The organism is Mongoliibacter sp., assembly GCF_007692705.1.
In the GTDB taxonomy this organism is placed as follows: Bacteria; Bacteroidota; Bacteroidia; order Cytophagales; family Cyclobacteriaceae; genus Mongoliibacter.
In genome coordinates this window covers 1-24,310 of sequence record NZ_REBN01000176.1, presented here as the reverse complement: position 1 = coordinate 24,310, position 24,310 = coordinate 1, and the positions used below count along the sequence as shown (strand labels likewise).

Sequence of the window (24,310 nt, the reverse complement as noted above, 5' to 3'; positions counted from 1 at the left end):
CATAATGAATATTGTCAAAAAGCATATGAATATCAGAATATTGGCAGGATTGATCTTAATGTCTGCATCAATACCCGTGTTTTCCCAACAAGCAGGTGAAGTGACAGATCAGGAATTTGTAATCAGAAAAGACAGGGTACTCACCTTACCACAACAGCCCAGAAAGTTTGAAAGAACTCCTGTATTGCCTGTTCCTAAAAGTGATGGGAGTTTCAATTACTTTGTCAATCCTTACTTCCTTTCATTGGCTCCAGAAGTTATAGAGCCTGAGGCTGCCCAAAAGCAATGGCCAAGAAAAAGAGAAGATTTATACCCTGGTTTTGCCCGATTTGGATTTGGTAATTACAGTTCTCCTTTGATAGAAGGCAGGTACAACAATTGGGAGGAGGGTGATTATAATTATGGCGTTAAAATAAAGCATGAAGGTTTTTATACAGGCCCTGTTGATGGAAGGAATTCAGGAGAAAATTTTACTGATGTTGGGTTAAATGGAAGCCTTTTCAGGGATTTTTTCCAAGTATATGGTGGAGTAGATTATTACAGGCACAAGTTCAATTTCTATGGATATGATACTGAAAACCCTGTTTTGGAAAATTTTGTACCTAACCAAAACATCCTGAATACTTTTAAGATTACTGCTGGGATTCAGGATTTGGATAAGGTGGAAGGTTTTAATTACGATGTTAACTTGGGTATGCGTGCCTTCAATGATAATTTCGAAGCAGCAGAAACAGAATTGGCACTTAGGATCAAATCGGGCTATTGGTTTGACAATACAATCAAGTCCGGAATTGATTTGGACATGTCACTTACACAGCCCAAGGATGTGTTTTACTCTAATATCAACCGTAACTATTTAAAAGTAAATCCATATGTAGGCTATCAAAATGAAGCTTTAAAGGTTAGGGCTGGAGCCAATATTGTATTCGAAAATGATGTTACTCAAAATAAAGAATCTGATTTCGTGGTATTTCCACAATTAGTTGGTGAGTATATGATACAGGATGAATTTGGTATTTATGCAGGATTTGAAGGTGATGTCATAAGGCAAACCTATATGGATTTTGTCATGGAAAATCCATTTTTAGGACCAAGTATGAATCTACTGAATACCATTCAGAATTTCGAAATCAAAGGTGGGGTAAAGGGAGTTTTGAACAATGAGCTTACCTACGAAGCTGGGGTTGGCTATGGAAGATTTAGAAACATGCACTTCTTTGCCAACTCTGAATTGGATAGTACCAGATTCAATATTTTCTATGATGATGATACTAGAGTCTTGAATTATAATGCCAAAGTCAGTTGGAATTATGAAGGATGGTACAGATTAATAGGAAAAGCGAATTACTATTTCTACAACACTTCTACTCTCGAAGCTGCCTTTCAAAGACCCGAATGGGAATTAAGTCTAAATAATAATTTTATGCTGGATGATAAGTGGTTGTTGCAATTCAATGCCAATGTCATGGGAGGAATAGTAGGAGGTGTTTTTGACTCGAACATACCACAAAACGAATTAGAATCTTCCTCATTTAGGAGCGAAACTCTACCGGTAATCATAGACCTGCAATTGAAAGCAGACTATCAGATCAATGATCAATTTTCGGTTTTTGCCATCGGGAACAATTTATTGAATCGAACCAATCAGCGATTTCTGAACTATCCTGTAAGGGGAATTCAGGGAATTGCAGGATTGACTTATAAGTTTGGGTATTGATCAATAGGTATCCTCTAGGCTGAAAGCAAAAAGTAAAGAGGATTTATACCCAAGGTAAGATTTAAGCATAATGGTGAAATTATAATTTGAGTATTTAATCAGGAAACCGAAGAATGCAAGCGCAATATGGTTTGCCAATTGCTCCAATTCTTTTAGCTTCGTAGGTTAATTTAAATCCCAGAACTATGTCATCCAAAGAACCCGATAAAAATATACCTGTTGATGATAAAGATTATGGTTTCCCTTTTGTAGAGGTAACTCCCTTATCTTCAGCTACTCCTAAAAAGGAAGAGAAACTGGATAAAATAACTGATCCTAAGCCAGTTAAAGATAATGTGGAGGTGGTAAAAGCATCGGTCGGAAAAGGCTTGATAAATCCAAGTACGGGTAGCCCGAAAAGGCCAAGGAAACAATCTCCTGTTTTATTATCTCTGGTGTTGTTGATTCTTGTGATTTTGGGAGTGATGGCATATTTCTTGTACTACATGCCAGCAACTGAAAAAACAGATTCTCAGGAAAGATTCGCTCAAGAAAACTCATTTCCAACGGTAGTAGAACCTTCGACCCCGGAAGCCGTGGAAGAACCCACAGAAGTGATCGATGAGGAAACTATGACAGAAGAACCTGATGAAGCAGTGGAAGAAGAAAGCATCCCAAGATCTACACCTGCTTCGAGTAGCAGTATTTCCCCCGGCAATTTAGAGATAGTATCCTCTCCAGGAGATAGAGCTGTTTATTTCATCATAGTGGGAAGTATGCCAAATGAAAGATTGGCAAGGGAAGAGGCAGATAAGCTGCTTCAAAAAGGAAAAAATCTTTATTTGTTAATGCCACATGGCGAAACCAAAAATTATAGGCTTTCTATAGGGAGTTATACTACCTTCAGTTCGGCCTCTCAAGCATTGGAAGAAGCCAAAACTGAATTCGATGAATCAACTTGGATTTTGAAATACTAATATGACAATTACGCAAATCAGCACTGATGGCCAGATGATGGCCGATTCCCTTTCCGTTATGGAAAAAGCTCCCGAAAGTATAGGTCTTTTGGACCTTATGATCAAAGGGGGATATATGATGATTCCTTTATACATTTTGTTTGTCTTGGCCATTTTTATTTTTGTTGAAAAAATAATCACCCTTAGAAAAGCATCTAAATCACCAAAACACCTTATGGATCAGGTCAAAATTTTGGTTCAGACGGGAAAAATAGAGCAAGCAAAAATGCTTTGCCAGCAGGAAAGTACCCCTGTAGTCAATATGATAGCGAAAGGGCTCGAAAGAATAGGAAGTCCTTTGAAAAATATAGAAGTGTCCATTGAGAATGTAGGAAAGATAGAAATCTACAAGCTTGAGAAAAATCTTGGCCTACTTGCAACCGTAGCTGGTGCTGCACCAATGATCGGGTTTCTAGGGACAGTTGCAGGGATGATTCGGGCATTTATAGGAGTAGCGCAGGAAGAAGGTATGGTAAGCCCTAAGTTACTTTCTACCGGTATCTATGAAGCCATGATCACAACTGCCACAGGATTGGTGGTAGGTATTATTGCTTACTTAGGTTACAATTACCTGGTAACTCAGGTATCAAAACTTGTGCATAGTATGGAGTATTCCTCTATAGAATTCATCGATTTATTGCAAGACAAATAATATGGGACTGCAATCCAAACATAAAGTAGATTCTGCATTCAGTATGTCTTCTATGACTGACATTATTTTCTTGTTGCTCATCTTTTTCATGCTGACTTCCTCATTCATCACCCCTTCGGGATTACCTGTAAACTTACCTTCAAGTGAGTCTTCCGATATCGTTATGCAGGAAATTACCGTTACAGTTACTAAGGACCTTAAGTTTTCAGTTAACGATAAGGTTGTTTCAAGAGAACAGGTAAAGACAGAACTTTCCAATTTACTCAAAGATAAAAAAGGTCAAGTAGTCCTTCATATTGATAAAGAAGTACCTGTTGAACATCTTGTCGAAATTGGCGGAATTGCCGCAGGACTGGAAGCTAATGTTACTATTGCGACCAAACCATACAAGTAATGCAAATTTGGGAAACAGATAGCCAAGAAGCAGAAAACAAAAAGAAAGCTGCCGTCATCACATTGATAGTCAATGTCTTGGTGTTTTTGGCTATTTTCTTCATTGTAGTGTGGAAAGAACAAATTCCACCCTTACCAAAATATGGTATGGAGTTAAATCTTGGTTTTTCTGATTTTGGAAGTGGTGACGTTCAAACTACTGCTCCTCCTTCAGAAACCCAAACTCAGAATACACAAGCGCCAGCCCCAGGTGAACAAGCTCCAAAGCCTACCGAAGCAACAGTTCCCATTACACAACCAAAAACGGAAGCAGCCAAGCCTCAGACAACACCGGCTAAACCTTCCGTGGAAGCACTTTCCAAAACGCCTAGTCCAGTCAAAGGCAGTGAACAGCCCAAGCCTGCTCCCAAAGAGCCAAGTCCTGTGAAAAAAGAAAGTACACCGGTTACAAAGCCGGCTACTTCCGAGGCGGAAAAAACTACAACTAAGGCAGAAGAGAAACCAAAAATAGATCAGAGAGCAATTTTTGGTGGAGGAGGTACATCCGGTACTGGAAATCAGCCTGCTCAAGGTTCAGCCCAAGGCTCCTCCAATCAAAAAGGGGATGAAGGTAAGCCCCAAGGTACAGTAGATGGCCGTGCAATTATGGGTTCTGGCTCAGGTGAAGGGAACCCAGGACCTGCATCAGGTTATAACTTGGAATTAGCGGGTTGGGATTTTGCGAATAAACCCAACATCAATGACAATGTTTCTACAAGAAGCGGAAGGATAGTTTTTAGAATTACAGTAGATGATAGCGGTAAAATTGTGCAGGCAGTTCCTTTGGAGTATAACGTATCCAATGAGGTTTTGGCTTATTACCGTACCGTTGTGAATCAGATCAATTTCAAAAGACAGGGAGGTGCTGCTACAGCAGACTATTCTCAAGGTAAAATCACTTTTATCATAAAGGTTGACTAGAATGACGTACAAGGAAACGTTGGACTACCTGTTCAATGCCCTGCCGATGTTTCAAAGAGTCGGTGCATCCGCTTTTAAAAAAGACCTCAGCAATACCATAAAGCTTTGTTCCCATTTGGGAAATCCTCAAGACAAATTCCAGTCTGTACATGTTGCAGGAACAAATGGTAAGGGGAGTACTTCCCATGCCATATGTGCAGTATTAATGAAAGCAGGGTACAAGGTTGGTTTATATACCTCACCGCACCTGAAATCCTTCACCGAGCGCATCAAAGTTAATGGGCAAGAAATTCCAGAAGCCGAAGTTGTTCATTTCGTAGCCCAAAATCAGGAGTTTATTGAAGAGCTACACCCCAGTTTTTTTGAAATGACAGTAGGAATGGCATTCTGGTACTTCGCCAAGACCCGTGTGGATATTGCTGTTGTGGAGGTCGGTATGGGTGGAAGACTTGACAGTACTAATATCATTCAGCCCAAAGTCAGTGTGATTACGAATATCAGCATGGATCACATGCAATACCTTGGGAATACTTTAAAGGAAATAGCTGGAGAGAAAGCAGGAATTATAAAACAGAATACTCCTGTAGTGATTAGTCAAAAACAAGAGGAGATAGAAGATGTTTTCCTAGAAATTGCCCATAGTAAAAACGCTGCTATATTTTTTGCTGATCAAGAATTTGAAGTGAATAGCTCTACGATTTCCGATAATTCATTAAGGAGCTATACCATTAGAAAAGGAGCATTTTCCTATTCTTTATATTTAGATCTTTTGGGAGTATATCAAATAAAAAACCTCCCTGGTATTTTGAAAAGCATAGATGTATTGAGAAGCTTGGGTTACAATATCAATGATACCCATATTAAAAGTGGGCTCATGCAAATTGTAAATCTCACTGGACTTAAAGGCCGATGGCAGGTCCTTTCTCGGTCACCATTAATGGTTTGTGATACAGGGCATAATGAAGATGGGATGAAAATGTTGGTGGAACAGATCAGGAATACACCACATGACAAACTGTTCTTTATTCTTGGTATGGTGAATGATAAAGACCTAAGCAAGGTCTTAGCGCTTTTGCCGCAACATGCTTATTATTTTTTCTGTCAAGCCAATATACCCCGTGCTTTGGGTGTTGACTTACTTTCAGAAATGGCTGTTGCAGCGGGTTTGGAGGGAGAGGTTGAAAAGGACGTGAATAAAGCCATAGAAAAAGCGATGAAAAAAGCAGGGCCAAAGGATATGATTTTCATCGGAGGGAGTACCTTTGTGGTCGCTGAAATCAAGGAATTATAACATGGGCAGAAAAAAGCTGCAAAGATTCAAGGAAAACGAGGAAAACAGAAATGTTGTCCAAGAAGGAAAAGAGATTTTTGAAAATGTCAAAGGCAATTGGCAGACCCTTCAATTTAAAAATGATAATCCCATCACAGTTGAATTGGCCTGTGGTAGAGGAGAGTTTACAGTAGGTTTGGCAGGGCAATTTCCAGACAGGAATTTCATAGGAGTTGATATCAAGGGCTCAAGGATCTGGAAAGGAAGCACTATTGCCATTGAAGAAGGTTTGGAGAATGTAGCTTTCCTTAGGACCCAAATACAGATGCTGGAAAAGTTTTTTGCAGAAGGTGAAATCTCTGAGTTATGGATCACATTTCCCGATCCTTTTCCCAGAGATGGAGATGAAAAAAGAAGACTTACCTCTCCTAGGTTTTTGGAATTGTACAAGCCCATGATTCAAAAAGATGGTATGGTTCACTTCAAAACGGACAATACAGGGCTTTTTGATTATACTTTAGAATTATTGCAAAGTAGGGAAGATATAGAACTGAATTTCCATACGCATGATTTTTATGCTTCTGAACTGAAAGACGAGCATCATGGGATTAAGACCAGATACGAAAAGATTTTTAGTGAGAAGGGAGAAAAAATCAAGTACCTGAAGTTTAGGTTTAGGTAAAAACTACTACGAAGAGCTTTATTAATTGCCACAAAGGCTCTAAGCCACGAAGGAAACACCAAGGACTTTATGAGTCTTGCATCTTTCTGACTTAGCAGCAAAAAACCACCTGCAAAAATGATGGCTATTTATTCGGACAAGCTTTAATAATCCTGCCCATCTATTCGTGTCTCCACGAATGGCTTATCCTTGTAGATTTTTTTCATCTTTGGTAAAAATATATTTAACCACGATCCCGATAATTATCGAGACGTTAAAACACAGATAATTTAGAAGTTCTGCGGGAGGTAAATTTATATCTCTTGCGGGTTCCTCTTAAATTTCGGTTAGTGGCGACACTAACCGAGGCGAAGCCCAAATACCTGAAGCATTTCTAAACTTTACCTTTGTGCATCCTATGTGTCTTAGAGCCTTTTGACAATTCCCTTGCCGCCGTTCGTGTCTCCACGAATGGCTTGATCTCAGCACAAGCAGAATTGTAGTTACCAATATTTATTTTTTTACTCATCAAAACCCGGTCTGATAAATGACTGAAAATTTGGGAATTTGGATTCAAGTTCTTTTTTAGCTTTTTGCAGCAAAGCCAAAATATCCAGGATTTCCTCCATTTCATTTCCAGAAATGGCAAACAATTTTTCCCAGGCACCGATGCTTTTTTCAATTGTTAAATTGGCAACTTTAGCAGTGCCATTGTAATGTTTTTCTTCCTCTGGATAATCATCCCAACTGTCTGAATGAAAACTTTGCATGGCACTTTTGGATTTGACGTGGACCATAAACATATACCATTGTATCACATCACAGGCTTCCTCTATTTCACTCAATTTGGCAGAGGAAGTATCTTCATCCAAAATCCCCATTTCTGTCTGTTGAATGAGCCCTTCAGTGAGCTCGGAATGTAGAGAACTGCTGATCAATTGATGGGCTTTTTTGGTATAATCCCCAGTTAATTTTACCAATTCTGATTTAGAAATAAGCTCGTCCTGTTCTTTCCATGAAGCAAAGTTTGCCTCTATCTTTTCCTCTTCTTCTTCGGGTTCAAAACCGATTTCTTCGGCCAAGTTCCCCAAGGCTTCCATACTTTCTGCCAAGGATTCTTTTATCATCTCCATAAAAGCCTCAGGTGAATCAGGATCCTCATATTCTTCTCTCTTTTCTTGGTCTTTGGCATAAAGCGTGCACCGATCAGTAAAGTCACACCTTTCACACCACCTATCGCACCAATTGTAAATGCCGATAATGGGTTCTTTGGGCTTTTGAGATTCCATTGGAAAAAAAATTGAAAGTTAAAATTCCGTTTGTCAAAGTAAGATAAGAAGTATTTAAATTTTTTTTAATATTTAAGTTGACTTTAACCAATCATCAGAGACAATGAAAGTTTTATTTACATTGATTTTTACAGTAATATCCACTGTTTTAAGCTTTGCGCAATTTCCTGAGGAGCGGTATGAAAAAGCTTCATATTACCTTATCAATAATTTGGAAAAGGAAATTTACCATTTAGAGGTAAAGCCAAATTGGATCAAAGGTAGTTCTGATTTCTGGCATATAAGTCAAACTGAAAATGGGAAGCGTTTTTTCCTTACCGATACGAAAGGTCGGAAAACACTTGAATTTTTTGATCATCAAAAGCTGGCTGCATTGCTGAGTACTCAATCTGGAGAAGAGGTTTCTCCATCAAATCTACCCTTTGAAAAGCTTCAGGTGAAGGAAAAGAATGTGATCGAATTTGAATGGAGGAACAGGGATTGGACGTATCGTATCAATGAAGGGAAATTAGATTTCAGTCCCAAGGACCATAAAAAACCCGTAACAGGAATTTCACCTGATGGTCAATGGCGAGCTTTTTCGAAAGAATATAACCTATTTGTGGAAAACCTGAACACAGGTGAAACTATACAGCTGAGTCATGCAGGAAAAAAAGGGTTGGAATACGCTTCCTCATACGGTTGGAGTGATTTGATCAAAGGTGAAGATGGTGTCAGACCTGAGCATTTCAATGTGTCTTGGTCCCCTGACTCCAAAAAAATATTGACCAATGTGATAGACCTGAGGGTTGCCGAAAAAATGTATCTGCTTGACTTCAGTCAGGAAGATAAGTTCAGGCCAGATCTCTATAGTTATTACAGGGCTTCTCCGGGAGATACCACTACTGTTCAGGTCATTCCAGTACTTTTTGATGTTGAAAATCAAAAGGAATTGCTTCTAACATCACTGAAAAGGCCACATTTTATGTCTACCAATCTTAGGTGGCAAAAGGGTAGTAAAGCCCTTCGGGGTTTGTATTTCGAAAGGGGATTTAAAAAGGTACATATTTTAGAAGTTGGTTTGGATGGGAGTTTTCGAGACTTATTCAGCGATGCTGAAGATACTTTTGTCAATAGGGACTTGCTTTTCCATCAGTTTCAGAATGGAAATTTTATCATTTCATCCGAAAAATCAGGTTGGAACCACCTTTACTACTATGATGACAATGGAAGATTGATCATGCAATTGACCAATGGTGATTTTGTAGTTAACAAGATTGCCGGCGTTCAAGAAGAACAGCAATTGCTGTTTTTTGAGGCTTCCGGAAAAGAAGCAAACAGGAATCCCTATTTCAATCACCTTTATAAAATCAAGTTGGATGGGACAGGTTTGACTTTATTGACGCCGGAAAATGCCTACCATGAAGTCTCCCTGTCACCGGATTACAGCACCTTTGTAGACAACTATTCGAGACCTGATTTACCTGGCCATTCTGTACTGAGGTCAGCAAAAGATGGCAAGATTCTACATGAAATTTCAAAAGCGGACATTTCTAACCTGAATAAAAGGAATTATAAATTTCCTGATGCCTTTTCTGCTACTGCCAAAGACGGAAAGACAGAAATTCATGGTTTGTATTTTGTCCCTTCGGATTTTGATGTTAATCGCAAATACCCTGTGATCGATTACACATACACGGGTCCACATACTGCAAGTACGCCCAAGACCTTCAAGTCTGCAATTTTAAACCACCCTCAGCAAATGGCCGAATTGGGTTTTATTGTTGTAATGGTAGATGGATTGGGTACTGCTGGCAGGGGAAAGGCTTTTCAAAATCATTCCTATAGAAACTTGGGAGATGGGACTACTGATCATGTCTTGGCGATCAAGCAACTTGCAGAAAAAGTCAATTTTATTGATATCGATAAAATTGGTATTTATGGACATTCTGCGGGAGGGTATGATGCGGCAAGAGCAATGTTACTGCATCCGGAATTTTACAAGGTTGGAGTAAGTTCAGCAGGTGACCACGACCATAGGATGGAAAAAGCCTGGTGGCCGGAAATGTTTATGGGATATCCTGTGGAGGATTATTATCATGAACAATCCAATATAACCAATGCAGACAAACTTCAGGGAAGATTGCTGATTGCACATGGGGCTATGGATGAAAATGTCAACCCTTCAGCCTCTTACAAATTTGCCGAAGCGCTGATTGATGCCGGGAAGGATTTTGATTTTTTTATATGGCCAAGTAGAAATCACAGTTTTGGAAGGGCAACGGGAGATTATTTTACTAAAAAAAGATGGGATTATTTTATTGAGCACTTGATGGGTGAGGAGCCAATCAGAAATTGGCATCCGGAAGGACTCAAATAGCTATTTCCATCACCAGATCATCCATCACAAAACCATTACCAATGTCAATTACCTCTCTAAAGTCCTCGTATAAACCGATTTTCAGATAAAACTGTATGGCTTTGTGGTTGTGTCTATTTACATTGAGGTATACATGGCTTTGTTTGTTTTGTCTGGCTATTGACTTGACTTCTTCGATCAGCTGCTTTCCATACCCTTTCCCTTGCGTTTCTTGTAGCAGGTAGATTTTATGGATTTTGGTCTTATTCCCTTTGGCATCAAGCTGGTATGAACAAAAGCCAACAGGAATGCCATTTTCCTCAGCTAACAAAAATACATGTCCTTTTTCACTCACTTGTTCGGTGAGTGATTCCATACTGTACATCCAGTCCATCATAAAATCTATTTGGGTAGGAGTTAGGACATCAGCAAACGTTTTTGGCCAAACATCCAGTGCCAAGGCTCTCACCAAATGAAGTTCCTTTTTATCTATAGTTCTTATCTGCATGGTTTAAATTGATTTCCTCTAAATTAAAGCAAGATTCACGATTTTGATGGGCTAATTGAATTGGGAATTGACAGGTATTTACATAGCTTAGACTATCTAAGGAAAAAGCAATATAACCTTCAATGAGAATAAAAGAAAAAATAAGAAAAAGACTATTGGACTCGGAATTGGATTTTCAGGCTAGCAGGAGTTCAGGTCCTGGAGGCCAAAATGTCAACAAGGTAAATTCAAAAATTACCCTCAGGTTTTCAGTAAGCAATTCCCGGATTTTGTCCGAAGAAGAGAAGGAGATAATCCTAAACAAACTGTCCAATAAAATTACCAACGAAGGAGATATCATTATTCAGGTTGAAGAAAAGCGGTCCCAATACCAGAATAAAGAAATAGCTATTCAAAAATTCTATGATTTGCTTAATAGAGCATTTAGACAGAAAAAAGTAAGAAAGGCCACCCGACCGGGTAAGGCAGCTATTGAAAAGCGACTCAAATCAAAAAAAATACGATCTGAAAAGAAAAAGAACCGTAGAGGAGAATGGTGATGTCTTAATTTAAAATAATTTTAACCTTGTCAATGAAAACTTGATCCAACTTCAATGACTTATCGGCCTATTATCCCATTTTTATTTTTTTTGTTTCCCCTGTCAATCCATGTGGCTGCATTTCAAGACAATGCCAAATATGATTCTTTGATGAATGTGGTCAGCAGACTGAAATATGACCATACTGATTCTGCTTTGCACTATATTGAGCATTTGGAGGAAATGTTTTCAGGAGACCGAGAAACCTCAAAACTTGCGGATGTTTTATATCAAAAGGGATCTATTTTTTATATAGCAGGGGATTATGTAATGGCACAGGCCAGTTTTGATGATTCTTATGTAATAGCTGAAAAATACAATGACCAATCGGCCTTGGCGCGAGTATTAAATGGAAGAGGATTGATTTTTTTAGGTCAGCAAAAATATTTTGAAGCTTTAGATCTATGGAAGCAAGCCTTACAGGTATTTCAGGATAAAAATGATCTTGGTATGCAGGCCAATCTTCGCTTTAATATTGGTTTGGGATATTCGCAGGTAAATCAATTTGATGAAGCGATTCTTAACCTCAATATTGCTCGTGAGATTCTTCAAAAAGTAGAAAACCCGACACTTTTAGATATGGTTATAAACCGATTAGGAAAGGTTTATTTTGATTTAGGAGATTATGAAAAAGCTGATATTCATTATAATGAATTGAAGGGCCGGGAAGCTTCATTAAGTATATGGGAAAAGACCTTCCTTTATGCAGGCCTTGCTGAACTCGAGTTTGAAAGGGAGAATTTTTCACTTGCAACATCATACTCTGAGAAATCAGCTGAGTTTGCAACCTCTATGAAAGCACTCTGGGATCTAGAACGTGCTCTTGGAATTTGGTCAAATTCTTTGGAGGCATCAGGAGATTTTACCAATGCCTTGAAAGTTGCAAGGAGAAATAAAATTATCAGGGACAGTTTGTATAATATAGAAAAGGAACAAGAAATCAACTTTTTGCAGTTGCAAGTAGCCCAATCTAAAAATGAACAACTCGAGCAGGAAAAGGAACTGATAAGTCAAAAGTCAAAGCTTAGCAGTTGGCTAAATTGGTTATTGTTGGTTTTCGTTTTATTTCTTGTCGGAATAAGTCTCATTTACAGGAGAAACCTTAAGATGAGAGAAAGCTTCAATACCAGACTTGAAAAGCTAAATAATGAATTAAAAGAAAGCAGAGATACCATTGCCAGCCAAAATGAAAGTCTAAACCAAATCAATGAGGCAAAAAACAAGTTATTCTCAATCATTTCACATGACCTTCGCTCACCGATAGGGAATTTAAAGAGTTTTATTCAATTGGATAAAAAAGGTGTTTTTGCAAAAGAAGAGAAATTTCAGGTATTGGAATTATTGGAAGGTCAATTAGAAAAGACAGACATCCTGTTGGAGAACCTACTTCAATGGGCCAGAACCCAATTAGAAGGTTTTGATCCTAAGCCAGAAATATTTGAAGTCAAACCTGAAGTTTTAGAAGTATTACATCAGTTTGAATATCAGATGAAATTTAAAAATATTGAAGTTAGCCTTGATGAAAATGATAATCTGAAGCACATGGTTTTTATGGACAAGAGCAGCCTAAGGATAATTCTTCAAAATATTATTGGCAATGCGATCAAATTCAGCCCCGAATTTGGTCTTATATCCATTTATTTTAAAAATAATAAAGACCATCTGATGATCCATGTAAAGGATTCTGGTGAGGGCTTAGAACCTGAGCAAAGGGCCAAAATTGAAAATGACTTTACCATGATCAAATCAAAAAAAGGCACTATGGAAGAAAAAGGTACAGGTTTAGGTCTTTTGTTGGTAAAGCAGCTTTTGGTTTATAATGGAGGCTTTTTGAGAGTTAAAAGTGAATTGGGCAAAGGAACCGAAATGATCATTCATTTAAAAAATAAGGAAACAGAAATTTTTAGCGAATAAGAATTTTGGTAAGAATACTATCATCAGTACAGCAATGAATATTACCAGCCTTGTAAAGGGGTTTGGATAACTTGTGTTTTAAGAATATTTTACCTTGAATTATAAACTGTCAACCTAAACAAAAAAGGAGGAAATTTGAAAAGAAGAGACTTTATACATTTGTCAGGCCTTGGAATGGGCGCAATGATGACCTCGGGATTTCTGCTCTCAGGCAATCCTGTGTCAGCAGAACAACTACTCCATGGAGGTCTCGAAAATGCTGAGAAAAAGGTTTTGGCAGACATTGCTTTGAATACAGCCAAATCTAATGGAGCCACTTACACAGATGTAAGGATAGGAAGATACCTCAATCAATTCTTATTTACACGAGAAAAGAATGTTCAGAATATCGCCAACACAGAAAGTTTTGGAGTGGGGATTAGAGTGATTGCAGAAGGTACATGGGGCTTTTCAGCTACTAATGATGTTAGCCCTGATGGAATTAAAAAGTGTGCTGAAACCGCAGTTGCGATTGCCAAAGCAAACTCCATTATGCAAAAAGAACCTGTCATCTTAGCTCCGGTACAAGGTGCAGGAGAGGTAAGTTGGGAGACCCCTATTACCAAGAATCCATTTGAAATTCCAGTCGCCGACAAAATAGATCTTTTATTGAGTGTCAATGCTGCTGCTATGGACAATGGAGCAACTTTTGTCAACTCCAACCTATTTATGGTGAATGAACAAAAGTACTTTGCTTCATCTGATGGGTCCTATATCGATCAGAATATTCACAGGATCTGGCCTACATTTAATGTAACCGCTGTCAATCAATCTGAGGGGAAATTTAGAAGTAGACAGGCATTGAGTGCGCCTATGGGCATGGGTTATGAATACCTTGATGGGATTGCTTCAGAAAAAATTGATGGTCCGGCAGGATTGATTAGCTACAGGAATTCCTACGATATGGTAGAAGATGCAGTAGCTGCAGCCAAACATGCCAAAGAAAAACTTTCAGCGAAATCTGTCACTCCCGGGAAGTATGATCTTGTTTTGGATCCCGACCACTTAGGCTTGACCATCCATGAGTCAGTAGGACATCCGCTGGAATTGGATAGGGTTTTAGGTTATGAAGCGAATTATGCCGGGACAAGTTTTGCAACTTTAGATAAATGGCGTGCAGGTGACTTCAAATATGGCAGTGACCTGGTGAATATAGTAGCAGACAAAACTCAGCCTAATTCTCTTGGCTTGACACAATATGATGATGAAGGTGTAAAATGTAAGGAGTGGGATTTGATCAAAGATGGTGTTTTGGTGAATTATCAGGCCATTAGAGATCAGGCGTCTATCATAGATGAGCCGGAGTCCCATGGATGTTGCTATGCGGACAGCTGGGATTCAGTACAATTCCAGAGAATGCCGAATGTTTCCTTAAGACCTGGAAAAGAGAAGCTCAGTGTAAATGAGATGATCAAAGGAGTGGATAAAGGTATTTACATAGTAGGTAGAGGATCTTATTCTATTGATCAGCAGCGGTATAATTTCCAGTTTGGTGGCCAGCTGTTTTATGAAATTCAAGATGGGGAAATAGTAGGCATGTTGGAAGACGTGGCTTATCAGTCCAACACCCAGGAGTTTTGGAATTCTTGTGCTCAGATTTGTGACAAGGATGATTACAAGTTGTTCGGGACCTTTTTTGATGGTAAGGGACAACCTTCGCAAGTCTCAGCTGTATCTCATGGCAGCTCGACTACGAGGTTTAATGGAGTCAATGTAATCAATACCGGAAGGCAGATTTAAGCACCTAAAATCAAAGAATATGGCAATTTTATCAAAAGAAGAAGCAAAACAGATTATAGATAAAGTCCTTTCATACGCAAGCGCTGATGAAACCCAAGTCAGTGTAAGTGGGGGCAGGACAGGGAATATTAGGTATGCAAGAAATACAGTCAACACCAGTGGGGAATCTAATGCCATTACCGTTTCAGTAACATCGGTATATGGGAAAAAATCAGGTGTAGCTACTGGAAATGAACTGGATGATGAAGCACTGAAGAGGATTGTAAAGAAAGCTGAGGAAATAGCAGAACTTGCTCCTGAAAACCCAGAGTATATGCCCATGCTTGGCCCTCAGGATTATCCGGAAACCAAGAATTTCTCACAAAAAACAGCTGATATTGATCCGACCTACAGGGCTAAAGCGGCAATGGACAGTATTGAAGTTTCCAATACCGGAAACTTGACAGCAGCGGGATATTTGGAGGATTTTGCTGGTTTTACCGCAATGGGTAACAGCAGGGGTATGTTTGGATACAACAAAAATTCTTCAGTCGATTTTTCTGTTACAGTAAGGACCAGTGATGGAACAGGCTCTGGATATGCTATTCGGGACTTCAATGACGCTGGCCTGCTCAATGCCAAAAATGTCACTGAAATATCAGCTCAAAAAGCACAAGCTTCCACTAATGCACAGGCCATTGAGCCGGGTAAATATACGGTAATTCTTGAGCCGACAGCAGCCAATGACTTGTTGAGATTGCTTGCCTTCAATATGGATGCAAGAAGTGCCGATGAAGGTAGAAGTTTTTTGAGTAAAAGAGGAGGAGGTACCAGGTTGGGTGAAAAGTTATTTGATGAAAGAGTGAATATATTCTCTGATCCCATGCATCCTGAACTTCCGGGAAGACCATGGAATAATGAAGGGTTGCCAAGTGAAAAAATCACTTGGGTAGAAAACGGAGCTGTGAAAAACATGTTTTATTCCAGATACTGGGCTGATAAGCAAGGTGTAGAACCTGTAGGTAGACCTACAGGAATTATATTTGAAGGAGGGAATGAGTCTCTAGCCGATATGATCCGAAATACCCAAAGAGGTGTCTTGGTTACCCGGTTTTGGTATATCCGAGCGGTAGATCCGCAAACACTGTTATATACAGGTTTGACCCGGGATGGTACTTTCTACATTGAAGATGGGCAGATCAAATTCCCAGTGAAAAATTTCAGGTTTAATGAAAGCCCTGTTATCATGCTCAATAATATTGAAGCGATGGGTAAACCTCAACGTGCAGGAGGAAATCTTATTCCACCCATGAAGATAAGGGACTTTACATTTACAAGTCTTTCTGACGCCGTTTAAACTTAATCTCTTGAAAATCAAATCCCCGGAATCTTAGGGTTTCGGGGATTGTTTATGCTTATATGCAGCCTTTTTTCTTCACAAGACTCAAGTACAATTCAGGAAATTGGGATACCGATCAACGTATGCCATCCAATATCCTCAATTCATTGGTAGAGTACACGACCATACCTATAGATGAAAAGGAGAAGATTGTGGAGGTGGGCAGTAAAGAAATCTTTAAGTCTCCATTCTGCTATATCAGTGGGCATAGGCTGGTCTCATTTTCGGAAAATGAAAGAAAAAACCTGAAAACCTATATTCAAAATGGGGGTTTTCTTTTTGCTGATGATTGTAACCATGACATTGATGGCTTATTTGCCACATCATTTGAAGAAGAGATGTCCAAAATATTTGGAGAAAATGCCCTTCAAAAGATTCCCAATGACCATGAAATCTATAACTGTTTCTTCAAATTTGAAGATGGCCCGCCGACCACTTCCTTCGAGCTCAATGGCTGGGGAGACGACCTTGTCCATGATTACCTAAAGGCAATAATTATCAATGGAAGGATCGGTGTGCTTTACAGCAATAAAGATTATGGATGTGAATGGGATTATGATTTTAGAAATAAGCGTTTTCTAAGAGAGGATAATACCAAGTTTGGAGTCAATATCATTATTTATGCATTAACTTAAATAGTTTTGGAAAATATAAATACAGAAGCTTACGAGGCCTTGTTGGATAGGCTGCCTTCTTTGAAAAAGGAAATTGCCAAAGTGATAGTGGGACAACAGGAGGCTGTGGAGGAAGTCTTGATTACCTTGCTTGCAGGTGGTCATTGCTTGTTGGAAGGCGTTCCAGGCTTAGCAAAGACCCTTTTGGTCAAGACATTATCCGAAGCAATGGATCTTCAGTTCAAGAGGATTCAGTTTACTCCCGATCTGATGCCGGGAGATATTTTAGGAACGGAGGTACTGGAAGAAGACCACAGTACAGGCAAGCGCTTTTTTCAATTTAATAAGGGGCCAATTTTTTCCAATTTGGTTTTGGCAGATGAAATCAATAGAACTCCACCCAAAACCCAAGCGGCTCTTTTAGAAGCCATGCAGGAGAAAAAGGTCACATATGCAGGAAAGAATTACTCCTTACCGAATCCCTTTTTGATTATTGCCACCCAAAACCCGATAGAACAATCTGGAACCTACCCACTTCCCGAAGCACAAATGGACAGGTTTTTATTGTATATCAAATTGGGTTACCCATCAGAGCAGGAAGAATTGGAAGTGCTGGAAAGAACGACCGGCTTGTATCAAGAAAGTGTCGCAGTGGTCTTTGATGCCAATGATATCCAAAAATTACAGGAACTCACCAGGCAAGTACACATTGACAAAAATCTCCTAATTAGTATCAATCAGTTGATCCGACAAAGCCGTCCTGCTGAATCTGCTATTGAAGGGGTCAAAACCTATGTAGAATGGGGAGCGGGACCCAGAGCCGGTCAGGCACTTATTTTATGTGCTAAAGCACGGGCGATTATCCACGGAAGATTTTCTGTTACTCCTGAAGATATCAGTCAACTGGTATTTCCTGTTATGAGGCATAGATTGGCCATGCATTTCAGAGCAGAAGCTGAAGGGGTAAATGCGGATAAGGTTATCGCTGAAATTCTCAAATCCACGCAAATTGGAGCATAAAGAGGAACATCTTGAAATCATCAAGCTGCAGAATCTTCGCTTGGCAGCCAAAATAATCAGTGAAAAACTGATACAGGGAAACCATTTTGGCAAAAGAGTTGGTTCGGGAGCTGAATTTGAGCAGTATAGGCATTATGAACCGGGAGATGATTTAAAACGTCTGGATTGGAAGCTTTTTGCGCGATCTGAAAAATACCTGATCAAAGAGTCTCCTGTGGACAGTTACCTCAATGTCAAGTTGATTTTGGATCTTTCCGGATCTATGAATTATGAGGAAGATGGCATTAAAAGGCTTAAATATGCTAAAATCTTATTGGCTTCCATTGCCTATTTAGCCTATATGCAGGAGGACAGGCTCTCTCTGTATTTTTTGAAAAATGGGAAAGTGGAACAAATGACTTCTGTCAATGCTAAAAGTTTCCATGCAATACTATATCATTTGGAGTCCGCAGAGGCTAAGGGGAATTGGCCTATTGAGGTAAATACATTTCCTGAATTAAAGTCAAAGGAAAAAGAATTGGTGATCATGGTGTCTGATTTTTTGCAGGAAGAGAATGAATGGACTAGCATTGTCAAGTCTATGGTCCATCCCAGGAAAAATATCCTCTTGTTTCAAATACTGGGAGCTAATGAAATAGAAATGAATTTGGAGGGAAATAGAAGATTTGTGGATCTGGAATCAGGAAATTCTATTCATGCAAATGCTTCTGATTTAGTTAAGGAGTACAACCTGAAAATGACTGACTATTTGAAAGGGCTGGACTTGGCTTTACAATTTCCGGGAGTCAATCTCCACCGGGTCAGTTTAGAAGAACCGATTGCAGAGGTGTTAGAAAAAGTACTCAAACAAAAGTTTTTAAGCTGATGGGTTTTCTCGCGCCATATATGTTTTGGGGTCTTTTGGCTATTTCCGTGCCTTTGTTGATTCACCTTTGGAATGGCAGGAAAGGTGATAAAGTATATTGGGCAGCATTTCGTTTTTTGGAAGAGAATGACAACAAACCGATAAGGCATATAAGGTTAGAACAATGGATTTTGATGATATTAAGAATGATTTTGATATCGTTGTTGGTCATATTGATGGTTCAGTTATTTTTTGATTTCCTCAGTGAAGATAGTACTGTCCAAAAAGTACATTTGGTAGAACCGGATCAGGAGTTGTTGCAGGAATTCAGGTTTGAATTGAACCAAGCCATTGAGAATGGAGATAAGGTAATTTTGCTGAATGAGGGTCTGGATCTGCTTGATTTGGAATCATTTGAATTAGAATCGGTGAAAGGAAAGATGAACCTTTATAGGGCACTGCAAGATAATCTAGGCTCGAGGATAAGTCTTTATTTGACTGGATTTAAAAGTAGTTTCGATCGTTCAGAATACTTGGTTGACAGCGTCCCACAGGTTTTTATAGCTGAGATGGCAAAGCCAAACTTTTCGAAAAAAGCTTTTGAGACCCATAGAGGTAAGTTTTTATTTATCGATAAGGACAATGAGTTGACACTTTCCCAAAACGGTAACCTTACTTTTGATGAATTGGAAAAAGGAAACCTGAGAGTAGGGGTTAAGGTACAGTATTCGGAATGGGAAAAACAAATCCTGTCTGCCCTAAAAGCAATCGAAGAGGTGTTTGAGTTAAGCTTTGAAATAAAGGAAAGTGAGGAGATTGATATGCTGTTTTCAGATAATTTGAAGGATCTAAAAGAAAATATGGTGGTATTTGACCTTTCTTATGACTGGACTAATGCCCAATATCCCAATGTTTATTTTCTAAGATCTTTTAGAGAAAAAGACTTAAAAGCAAGGCAACAACTCCCATCGGAAATCCTTGGTGCAGTTTTGGATTTTCACCATCTGAGTGGACAAGAAGTCCGGATGGATAAAGAAGAAGTTCAGCAGAAATTTGTGGTAGGAAAAGGAAATCATCTCTCTCCTCAAACACAGAAAGCCAATGCTCAGGAAATTATATGGGTTATGTTCCTGTTAGTATTGATAGCAGAGAGAATAGTTGCCAATAAATCCAATTTATAAATTTAGAATGCAGATCATAGGCATGGCGAATATATAATGAAAAAAGCAGCTCAAATCAGGAGCTTATATTAAAGGTTAACTATCCCAGCCTTTGACTTGGGGTTATAGATGGCAATTGAAATGCAATGATGAAAAGGTGAAAAAACTTGAAAGACTTATATCGAAAACAATTTTGCAGCAACAGCTGAATGCTTTGCTCAAGGCATCTTTGATTGGTCTTGGATTTTTCCTGATTTTTTCAACAATCGGAATAAGATTTTCATTGAGTACGGGTGTGGCAGTACTGTTTTTTTTAATTTCAGGTTGGTATTTTGGAGGTTTTCGACGTGATAGACAAGCTGCAAAACAGCTCCTCCATCTCAAATATCCTGACTTGGAGTTCAGCTTGGCTATTTTGGATAAAAAGGAAAAAAACTTAGCCGAAATCTTACAGTTAAAAAGGCTTGAGGTTCGGTATAAAGAATCTAGAGTTCCTGTTTTGATTGGGAAAAACATCTTTCCTGCAGCAGTTTTTTTTGTATTGAGTACAGGGATTTTTGCTATGGGAAATCTGATTGGACCACAAACTAATTCACCTTCAAGTGATGTCGAGATAAAAACTAAAGAAGCCTTAGAGAAGAAATCAGAACTGCCAATAGTACTTTCAAAAATTAAGTTAAGTATTTCTCCACCCAGCTACACAGGTTTGGGTTCCAAGACTCAGGCAGATTTGGATATCAAAGGACTGGAAGGTTCTATCATAAGGTGGGAATTGAATTTTTCATCAAATTCATTGGACAGGGTACTTTTATCAGATGCCCAGGGTATTGAGGTCCCATTTCAGCAAAAAGAAGATGCATTTACTCTTGAAGATCGCCTTGAAGGATCAGGCTTGTATACAATTCAGGGTTTTTCGGGGGATTCAATGGTCTTTGAGTCAACATTCCACAAGTTGGAAGCTGTAAGAGACAAATCTCCTATCATTGTACCTGATGAAAAAGAGTTGTACCTGTATCATTTTACAAAAGATCCAATGAAAAGAAATCTTACTGCCAGAGTAGCTGATGATTTCATGGTCAAACAGGTTCATTTAGTCGCTACTTTGGCCAGGGGTAGGGGTGAGAATGTGAAATTCAGAGAAAATAGGATTAAGTTGACTGATTCCGATTTTAAAGAGAAAATGGTTGGATATCAAATGGACTTGGAGTCCATGGATTTTCAACCAGGTGATGAATTGTATTATTATTGGCTGGCTATAGATAATAAGAGGCCTGAACCCAATATAAGTAAATCGGATACTTACTTTATTCAATATGTTGATTCGACAGGTTTATCTGATAGCCAACTGGAGTCAATGGCCATTCATGTGTTGCCGGATTATTTTAGAAGTCAGCGTCAGATTATCATTGATACTGAAAAACTGCTGAAAGAAAAAGGAAAGATCAGTGAACGAGAGTTTCAGAGCCAATCAAACGAGCTGGGTCATGAACAGAAATTGCTAAGGATGCGGTATGGACAGTACTTGGGAGAAGAGTTTGAATCAAGTGCTCCAGGAGGTAGTTTGAGCTCACCTGAGGGACGAAACATTCTGGAAAGTTTTATCCATAACCATGATCATGAGGGGGAAAACGAAGGTGCTCCTGCATTGAGTAAATTCAGGTATGCCGCATTGCAGCAATACCGAGAAAATCATGATGAGAACCAAGAAATGCTTAAGCAGCAGTTGGAAGAAATTTCTGGAAATGCACATGATCACCATGACCATGATCATGATGAAGATGATGAATTGGCCAGTCTATTAGAAGAATACTTGCACAATCATGATTCAGAGGAAATGAATACCCTGTACGAGCAATCCACCCGTAACCTGCTGAAAATGGCTCTTGAACAAATGTGGCAATCTGAATTACACCTGAGGCTGTTTGAGCCAAACCTGGCCTTACCCTTTCAGGAGAAAGCATTGGAATACCTCAAAACAGTTCAGCAGAAATCCAGGACTTATGTCAAGAAATCCGGTTTTGAACCAACTCCAATAAAAGAAGCTGAGAAGCGCCTAACAGGTGAAGACAAGGATTTGGATGCACTTTATACTAAAAAGATGAGCATTTCTCAGTCTGAATTGCCAATCTTGGCAAGTAAGGTATTAGGAATGACCACCGGGCAGGATTTATCAGAAGATGATAAAGCTGTTTTGGATAGGTTTGGCCAACTTTGGGCTTTCCGGATTGGTGAAAGTGGTTTGGAAGATTGGGATACTTTATTGTTGATTCAAAAGTTGAGACAAGGTAGTCTCAGTCTCATAGAAATGGCGTCTTTGAGAAAGCAGTTGCAAGCCGTTTTGCAAATGGAAAGAAGGAGTCGAACCAATGATTTCAGTAACACAAGGCTAGCCAAGTCTTTTTGGGAAAATTACAAATGATGCAGTTTGAACCAATTTTGGAAGGATATATTTTTTATTTAGTCGTTTCGGCTTTACTCCTCATTTGCTTTGCCCAAGTCACTTATTTTTTCTTCCAAAATACCAAGCGGAAAACTTTCAAATCTTTACTGTATTCCTTTTTCACTATTGTTTTGCTGATGTATATCGTTCAGCCATTTTGGGAGAAAGAGCTACCGGAGCAAACTGCACTTTTAATTCCAAGCAATAGCAAAAAAGAGGATTTTGGTAACATAGCCAAAGAATTGGGAGTAGATAAAATCTTATATGCAGGAGAGAAAATCGGCGCTGCGAATCGGGTAAAATTATATGGCCAAGACTACACTAAAGAGGATTTGCTTGCCATTCCCATGGTGGATTTAGATTGGACTCCCAATACCAATGCTGAAAGGTATTTTGAAGCCGTAAACTGGAAAGGCATTTTAAGATACGGGCAGCGACAACATTTAAAAGGTAAATTATTTGGCGCTGCTGGAAAACTTCAAGTTAAGCTTTCCGAAGAAGTACTGGCTAGCCAAGAATTGAATCAAGAGGGAATGGTAGATTTACATTTTCCAGCTTTGATTTTGGGTGAAAATGAATTGGGGATTTTCATTGATAATGAAAAAGTAGGGGAAATGAGATTTTATGTGGAAGAGGCGGAGGCTTTAGATGTTGAAATTAAGGTAGGCTTTCCAAATCCAGAGTCAAGGGTTCTCAGAGATTATCTTATAAAAAGAGGAGACCGGTCGAATCAAAGTATTCAAGTGAGTAAAGATTCCAGGATTGTATCAGAAGTTGAAAATGGAAGGAAGCCCATACTGTTTATAGATCCCAGTCAATTGGTTAATTTGAATGCAGCTGATATTGGGACTGTTTATTCAGGATTGTTTTTATTTAACCTTTCTAATCCTGAGCAGGATATTTTCAATCTTAACAGAAAGTTAAATACTGGTTTTGAGCTGAATAAAGTAGGGGATATTTCTTTGGAAGTAGAACAAGGAGTCAACGTTTTCCCATACGAGTTTTTACTTAGAAATAATCAGGATAGCCTATTCTCTTCCGCATTTGAAATTATGGATGGTTATTCCGTTGGGGTTGGGTTGATGGAAAGCAGTTATGAATTACAGTTTGCAGGAGATAGCCTAGCTTATGCAAAAATATGGGAGCCAATTTTGGAACAGTTGTCCCCAATGGACCAAAGCTTCCATTTTATAACTTATCCTATTTTCCAGGGGCAGTCAACTGCTTTATATTACTACACAGATTCATTAGAGGAAATAGAACTTGAAAAAAATTGGGTAAGAGATCCAATAAATGATGGTTTATTCAAATTCCAGTTTATTTCAGATCAAGAAGGCTGGCAAGAGACTGAAGAAGGAATTAAAATATATGTAGAGTCTTCTGGAGACTTTACATCAGTATATAAGAACAGTTTGATGTTTGAGTTTTTAAAAGAAAGAAGAAGTCTTTCTGAGGAATTGAGAAGCCAGGCGAAAGCAAAGGAGTTTGTTCCGGATTGGCTTTGGTTTTTATTGCTATTGTTTACCTTAAGCCTGATATGGATAGAGCCGAGATTCAGGAGTTAATCTGCTTTAAGGTATAAAACCGTATATGTTTATCTGTGACAAGACCCGTATTGATGTAAATACTAATTACGCTTATTCATTCGATACTAATTGATATTTGTAGATATTGTATAAGAACAGGCATTAGCTATTGCGGATACTGACAAGAAATCAGATGACCAAATAATCATAAACACAAGTGTGAAAAAAGCCTTATTGATTTATTGTATAATTCTATCCTCAAGTTTTTCCCTCT

At 38.8% G+C, this 24,310-nt stretch carries 21 protein-coding genes; 18 read left to right on the top strand and 3 right to left on the bottom strand.

Annotated elements, in window-relative coordinates:
- Nucleotides 1–4: 4 nt before the first annotated feature.
- From EA341_RS12245 to trmB, 7 genes are all read left to right on the top strand, one after another.
- On the top strand, nucleotides 5–1,717 hold the full coding sequence (locus tag EA341_RS12245; protein WP_293014805.1) for a TonB-dependent receptor: 1,713 nt from the start codon (nucleotides 5–7) through the stop codon (nucleotides 1,715–1,717).
- A 185-nt stretch (nucleotides 1,718–1,902) separates the two neighbouring features.
- Nucleotides 1,903–2,673, top strand: coding sequence for an SPOR domain-containing protein (locus EA341_RS12240; protein ID WP_293014803.1), 771 nt, complete (start codon nucleotides 1,903–1,905; stop codon nucleotides 2,671–2,673).
- A 1-nt stretch (nucleotide 2,674) separates the two neighbouring features.
- A complete protein-coding gene (locus EA341_RS12235; RefSeq protein ID WP_293014799.1) occupies nucleotides 2,675–3,364 on the top strand; it encodes a MotA/TolQ/ExbB proton channel family protein in 690 nt (229 codons plus the stop codon).
- A 1-nt stretch (nucleotide 3,365) separates the two neighbouring features.
- Nucleotides 3,366–3,758 (top strand): biopolymer transporter ExbD, encoded by a 393-nt coding sequence (locus tag EA341_RS12230; RefSeq protein WP_293014796.1) that lies wholly within the window; start codon nucleotides 3,366–3,368, stop codon nucleotides 3,756–3,758.
- Nucleotides 3,758–4,717 (top strand): energy transducer TonB, encoded by a 960-nt coding sequence (locus tag EA341_RS12225; RefSeq protein ID WP_293014793.1) that lies wholly within the window; start codon nucleotides 3,758–3,760, stop codon nucleotides 4,715–4,717. Before EA341_RS12230 ends, EA341_RS12225 begins: the two co-directional genes overlap by 1 nt.
- A 1-nt stretch (nucleotide 4,718) precedes the next feature.
- Nucleotides 4,719–6,008 (top strand): folylpolyglutamate synthase/dihydrofolate synthase family protein, encoded by a 1,290-nt coding sequence (locus tag EA341_RS12220; RefSeq protein WP_293014790.1) that lies wholly within the window; start codon nucleotides 4,719–4,721, stop codon nucleotides 6,006–6,008.
- Between the two features lies 1 nt (nucleotide 6,009).
- Complete coding sequence (trmB, locus tag EA341_RS12215; RefSeq protein WP_293014788.1) at nucleotides 6,010–6,669, top strand: tRNA (guanosine(46)-N7)-methyltransferase TrmB; 660 nt, start codon at nucleotides 6,010–6,012, stop codon at nucleotides 6,667–6,669.
- Between the two features lie 373 nt (nucleotides 6,670–7,042).
- Here trmB and EA341_RS12210 read toward each other — a convergent pair whose 3' ends face one another.
- On the bottom strand, nucleotides 7,043–7,177 hold the full coding sequence (locus EA341_RS12210; RefSeq protein ID WP_293014785.1) for a hypothetical protein: 135 nt from the start codon (nucleotides 7,175–7,177) through the stop codon (nucleotides 7,043–7,045).
- On the bottom strand, nucleotides 7,170–7,937 hold the full coding sequence (locus EA341_RS12205; protein WP_293014782.1) for a hypothetical protein: 768 nt from the start codon (nucleotides 7,935–7,937) through the stop codon (nucleotides 7,170–7,172). Before EA341_RS12205 ends, EA341_RS12210 begins: the two co-directional genes overlap by 8 nt.
- Nucleotides 7,938–8,040: 103 nt before the next feature.
- On the opposite strand from EA341_RS12205, the gene EA341_RS12200 reads away from it, so the two are divergent.
- On the top strand, nucleotides 8,041–10,296 hold the full coding sequence (locus tag EA341_RS12200) for a DPP IV N-terminal domain-containing protein (RefSeq protein ID WP_293014779.1): 2,256 nt from the start codon (nucleotides 8,041–8,043) through the stop codon (nucleotides 10,294–10,296).
- On the opposite strand, the gene EA341_RS12195 is transcribed toward EA341_RS12200, so the two are convergent.
- A complete protein-coding gene (locus tag EA341_RS12195) occupies nucleotides 10,289–10,783 on the bottom strand; it encodes a GNAT family N-acetyltransferase (protein ID WP_293014777.1) in 495 nt (164 codons plus the stop codon). The two genes, EA341_RS12200 and EA341_RS12195, sit on opposite strands and share 8 nt — an antisense overlap.
- Nucleotides 10,784–10,905: 122 nt before the next feature.
- On the opposite strand from EA341_RS12195, the gene arfB reads away from it, so the two are divergent.
- The 10 genes from arfB to EA341_RS12145 all read left to right on the top strand — a co-directional run bounded on the left by arfB (nucleotide 10,906) and on the right by EA341_RS12145 (nucleotide 24,075).
- A complete protein-coding gene (gene arfB, locus EA341_RS12190) occupies nucleotides 10,906–11,322 on the top strand; it encodes an alternative ribosome rescue aminoacyl-tRNA hydrolase ArfB (RefSeq protein WP_293014775.1) in 417 nt (138 codons plus the stop codon).
- A 111-nt stretch (nucleotides 11,323–11,433) separates the two neighbouring features.
- Nucleotides 11,434–13,275, top strand: a complete 1,842-nt coding sequence (locus EA341_RS12185; protein WP_293014773.1) for an ATP-binding protein — start codon at nucleotides 11,434–11,436, stop codon at nucleotides 13,273–13,275.
- A 135-nt stretch (nucleotides 13,276–13,410) separates the two neighbouring features.
- Nucleotides 13,411–15,054, top strand: a complete 1,644-nt coding sequence (locus EA341_RS12180) for a TldD/PmbA family protein (protein ID WP_293014770.1) — start codon at nucleotides 13,411–13,413, stop codon at nucleotides 15,052–15,054.
- Nucleotides 15,055–15,073: 19 nt separating this feature from the next.
- The gene (locus EA341_RS12175; RefSeq protein ID WP_293014767.1) at nucleotides 15,074–16,390 is read left to right on the top strand and encodes a TldD/PmbA family protein; all 1,317 of its coding nucleotides are present in this window, start codon (nucleotides 15,074–15,076) and stop codon (nucleotides 16,388–16,390) included.
- 62 nt (nucleotides 16,391–16,452) lie between these two features.
- Nucleotides 16,453–17,067: a DUF4159 domain-containing protein gene (locus EA341_RS12170; RefSeq protein ID WP_293014764.1), complete on the top strand. Its 615-nt coding sequence runs from the start codon at nucleotides 16,453–16,455 to the stop codon at nucleotides 17,065–17,067.
- A gap of 6 nt (nucleotides 17,068–17,073) precedes the next feature.
- Nucleotides 17,074–18,066 (top strand): MoxR family ATPase, encoded by a 993-nt coding sequence (locus EA341_RS12165; RefSeq protein ID WP_293014761.1) that lies wholly within the window; start codon nucleotides 17,074–17,076, stop codon nucleotides 18,064–18,066.
- A complete protein-coding gene (locus EA341_RS12160) occupies nucleotides 18,056–18,931 on the top strand; it encodes a DUF58 domain-containing protein (RefSeq protein ID WP_293014758.1) in 876 nt (291 codons plus the stop codon). The genes EA341_RS12165 and EA341_RS12160 overlap by 11 nt, the downstream gene beginning before the upstream one ends.
- The gene (locus EA341_RS12155; RefSeq protein ID WP_293014755.1) at nucleotides 18,931–20,091 is read left to right on the top strand and encodes a BatA domain-containing protein; all 1,161 of its coding nucleotides are present in this window, start codon (nucleotides 18,931–18,933) and stop codon (nucleotides 20,089–20,091) included. The genes EA341_RS12160 and EA341_RS12155 overlap by 1 nt, the downstream gene beginning before the upstream one ends.
- Nucleotides 20,092–20,263: 172 nt before the next feature.
- Complete coding sequence (locus tag EA341_RS12150) at nucleotides 20,264–22,489, top strand: hypothetical protein (RefSeq protein ID WP_293014752.1); 2,226 nt, start codon at nucleotides 20,264–20,266, stop codon at nucleotides 22,487–22,489.
- Nucleotides 22,486–24,075: a hypothetical protein gene (locus EA341_RS12145; protein WP_293014749.1), complete on the top strand. Its 1,590-nt coding sequence runs from the start codon at nucleotides 22,486–22,488 to the stop codon at nucleotides 24,073–24,075. Before EA341_RS12150 ends, EA341_RS12145 begins: the two co-directional genes overlap by 4 nt.
- Nucleotides 24,076–24,310: the final 235 nt, after the last annotated feature.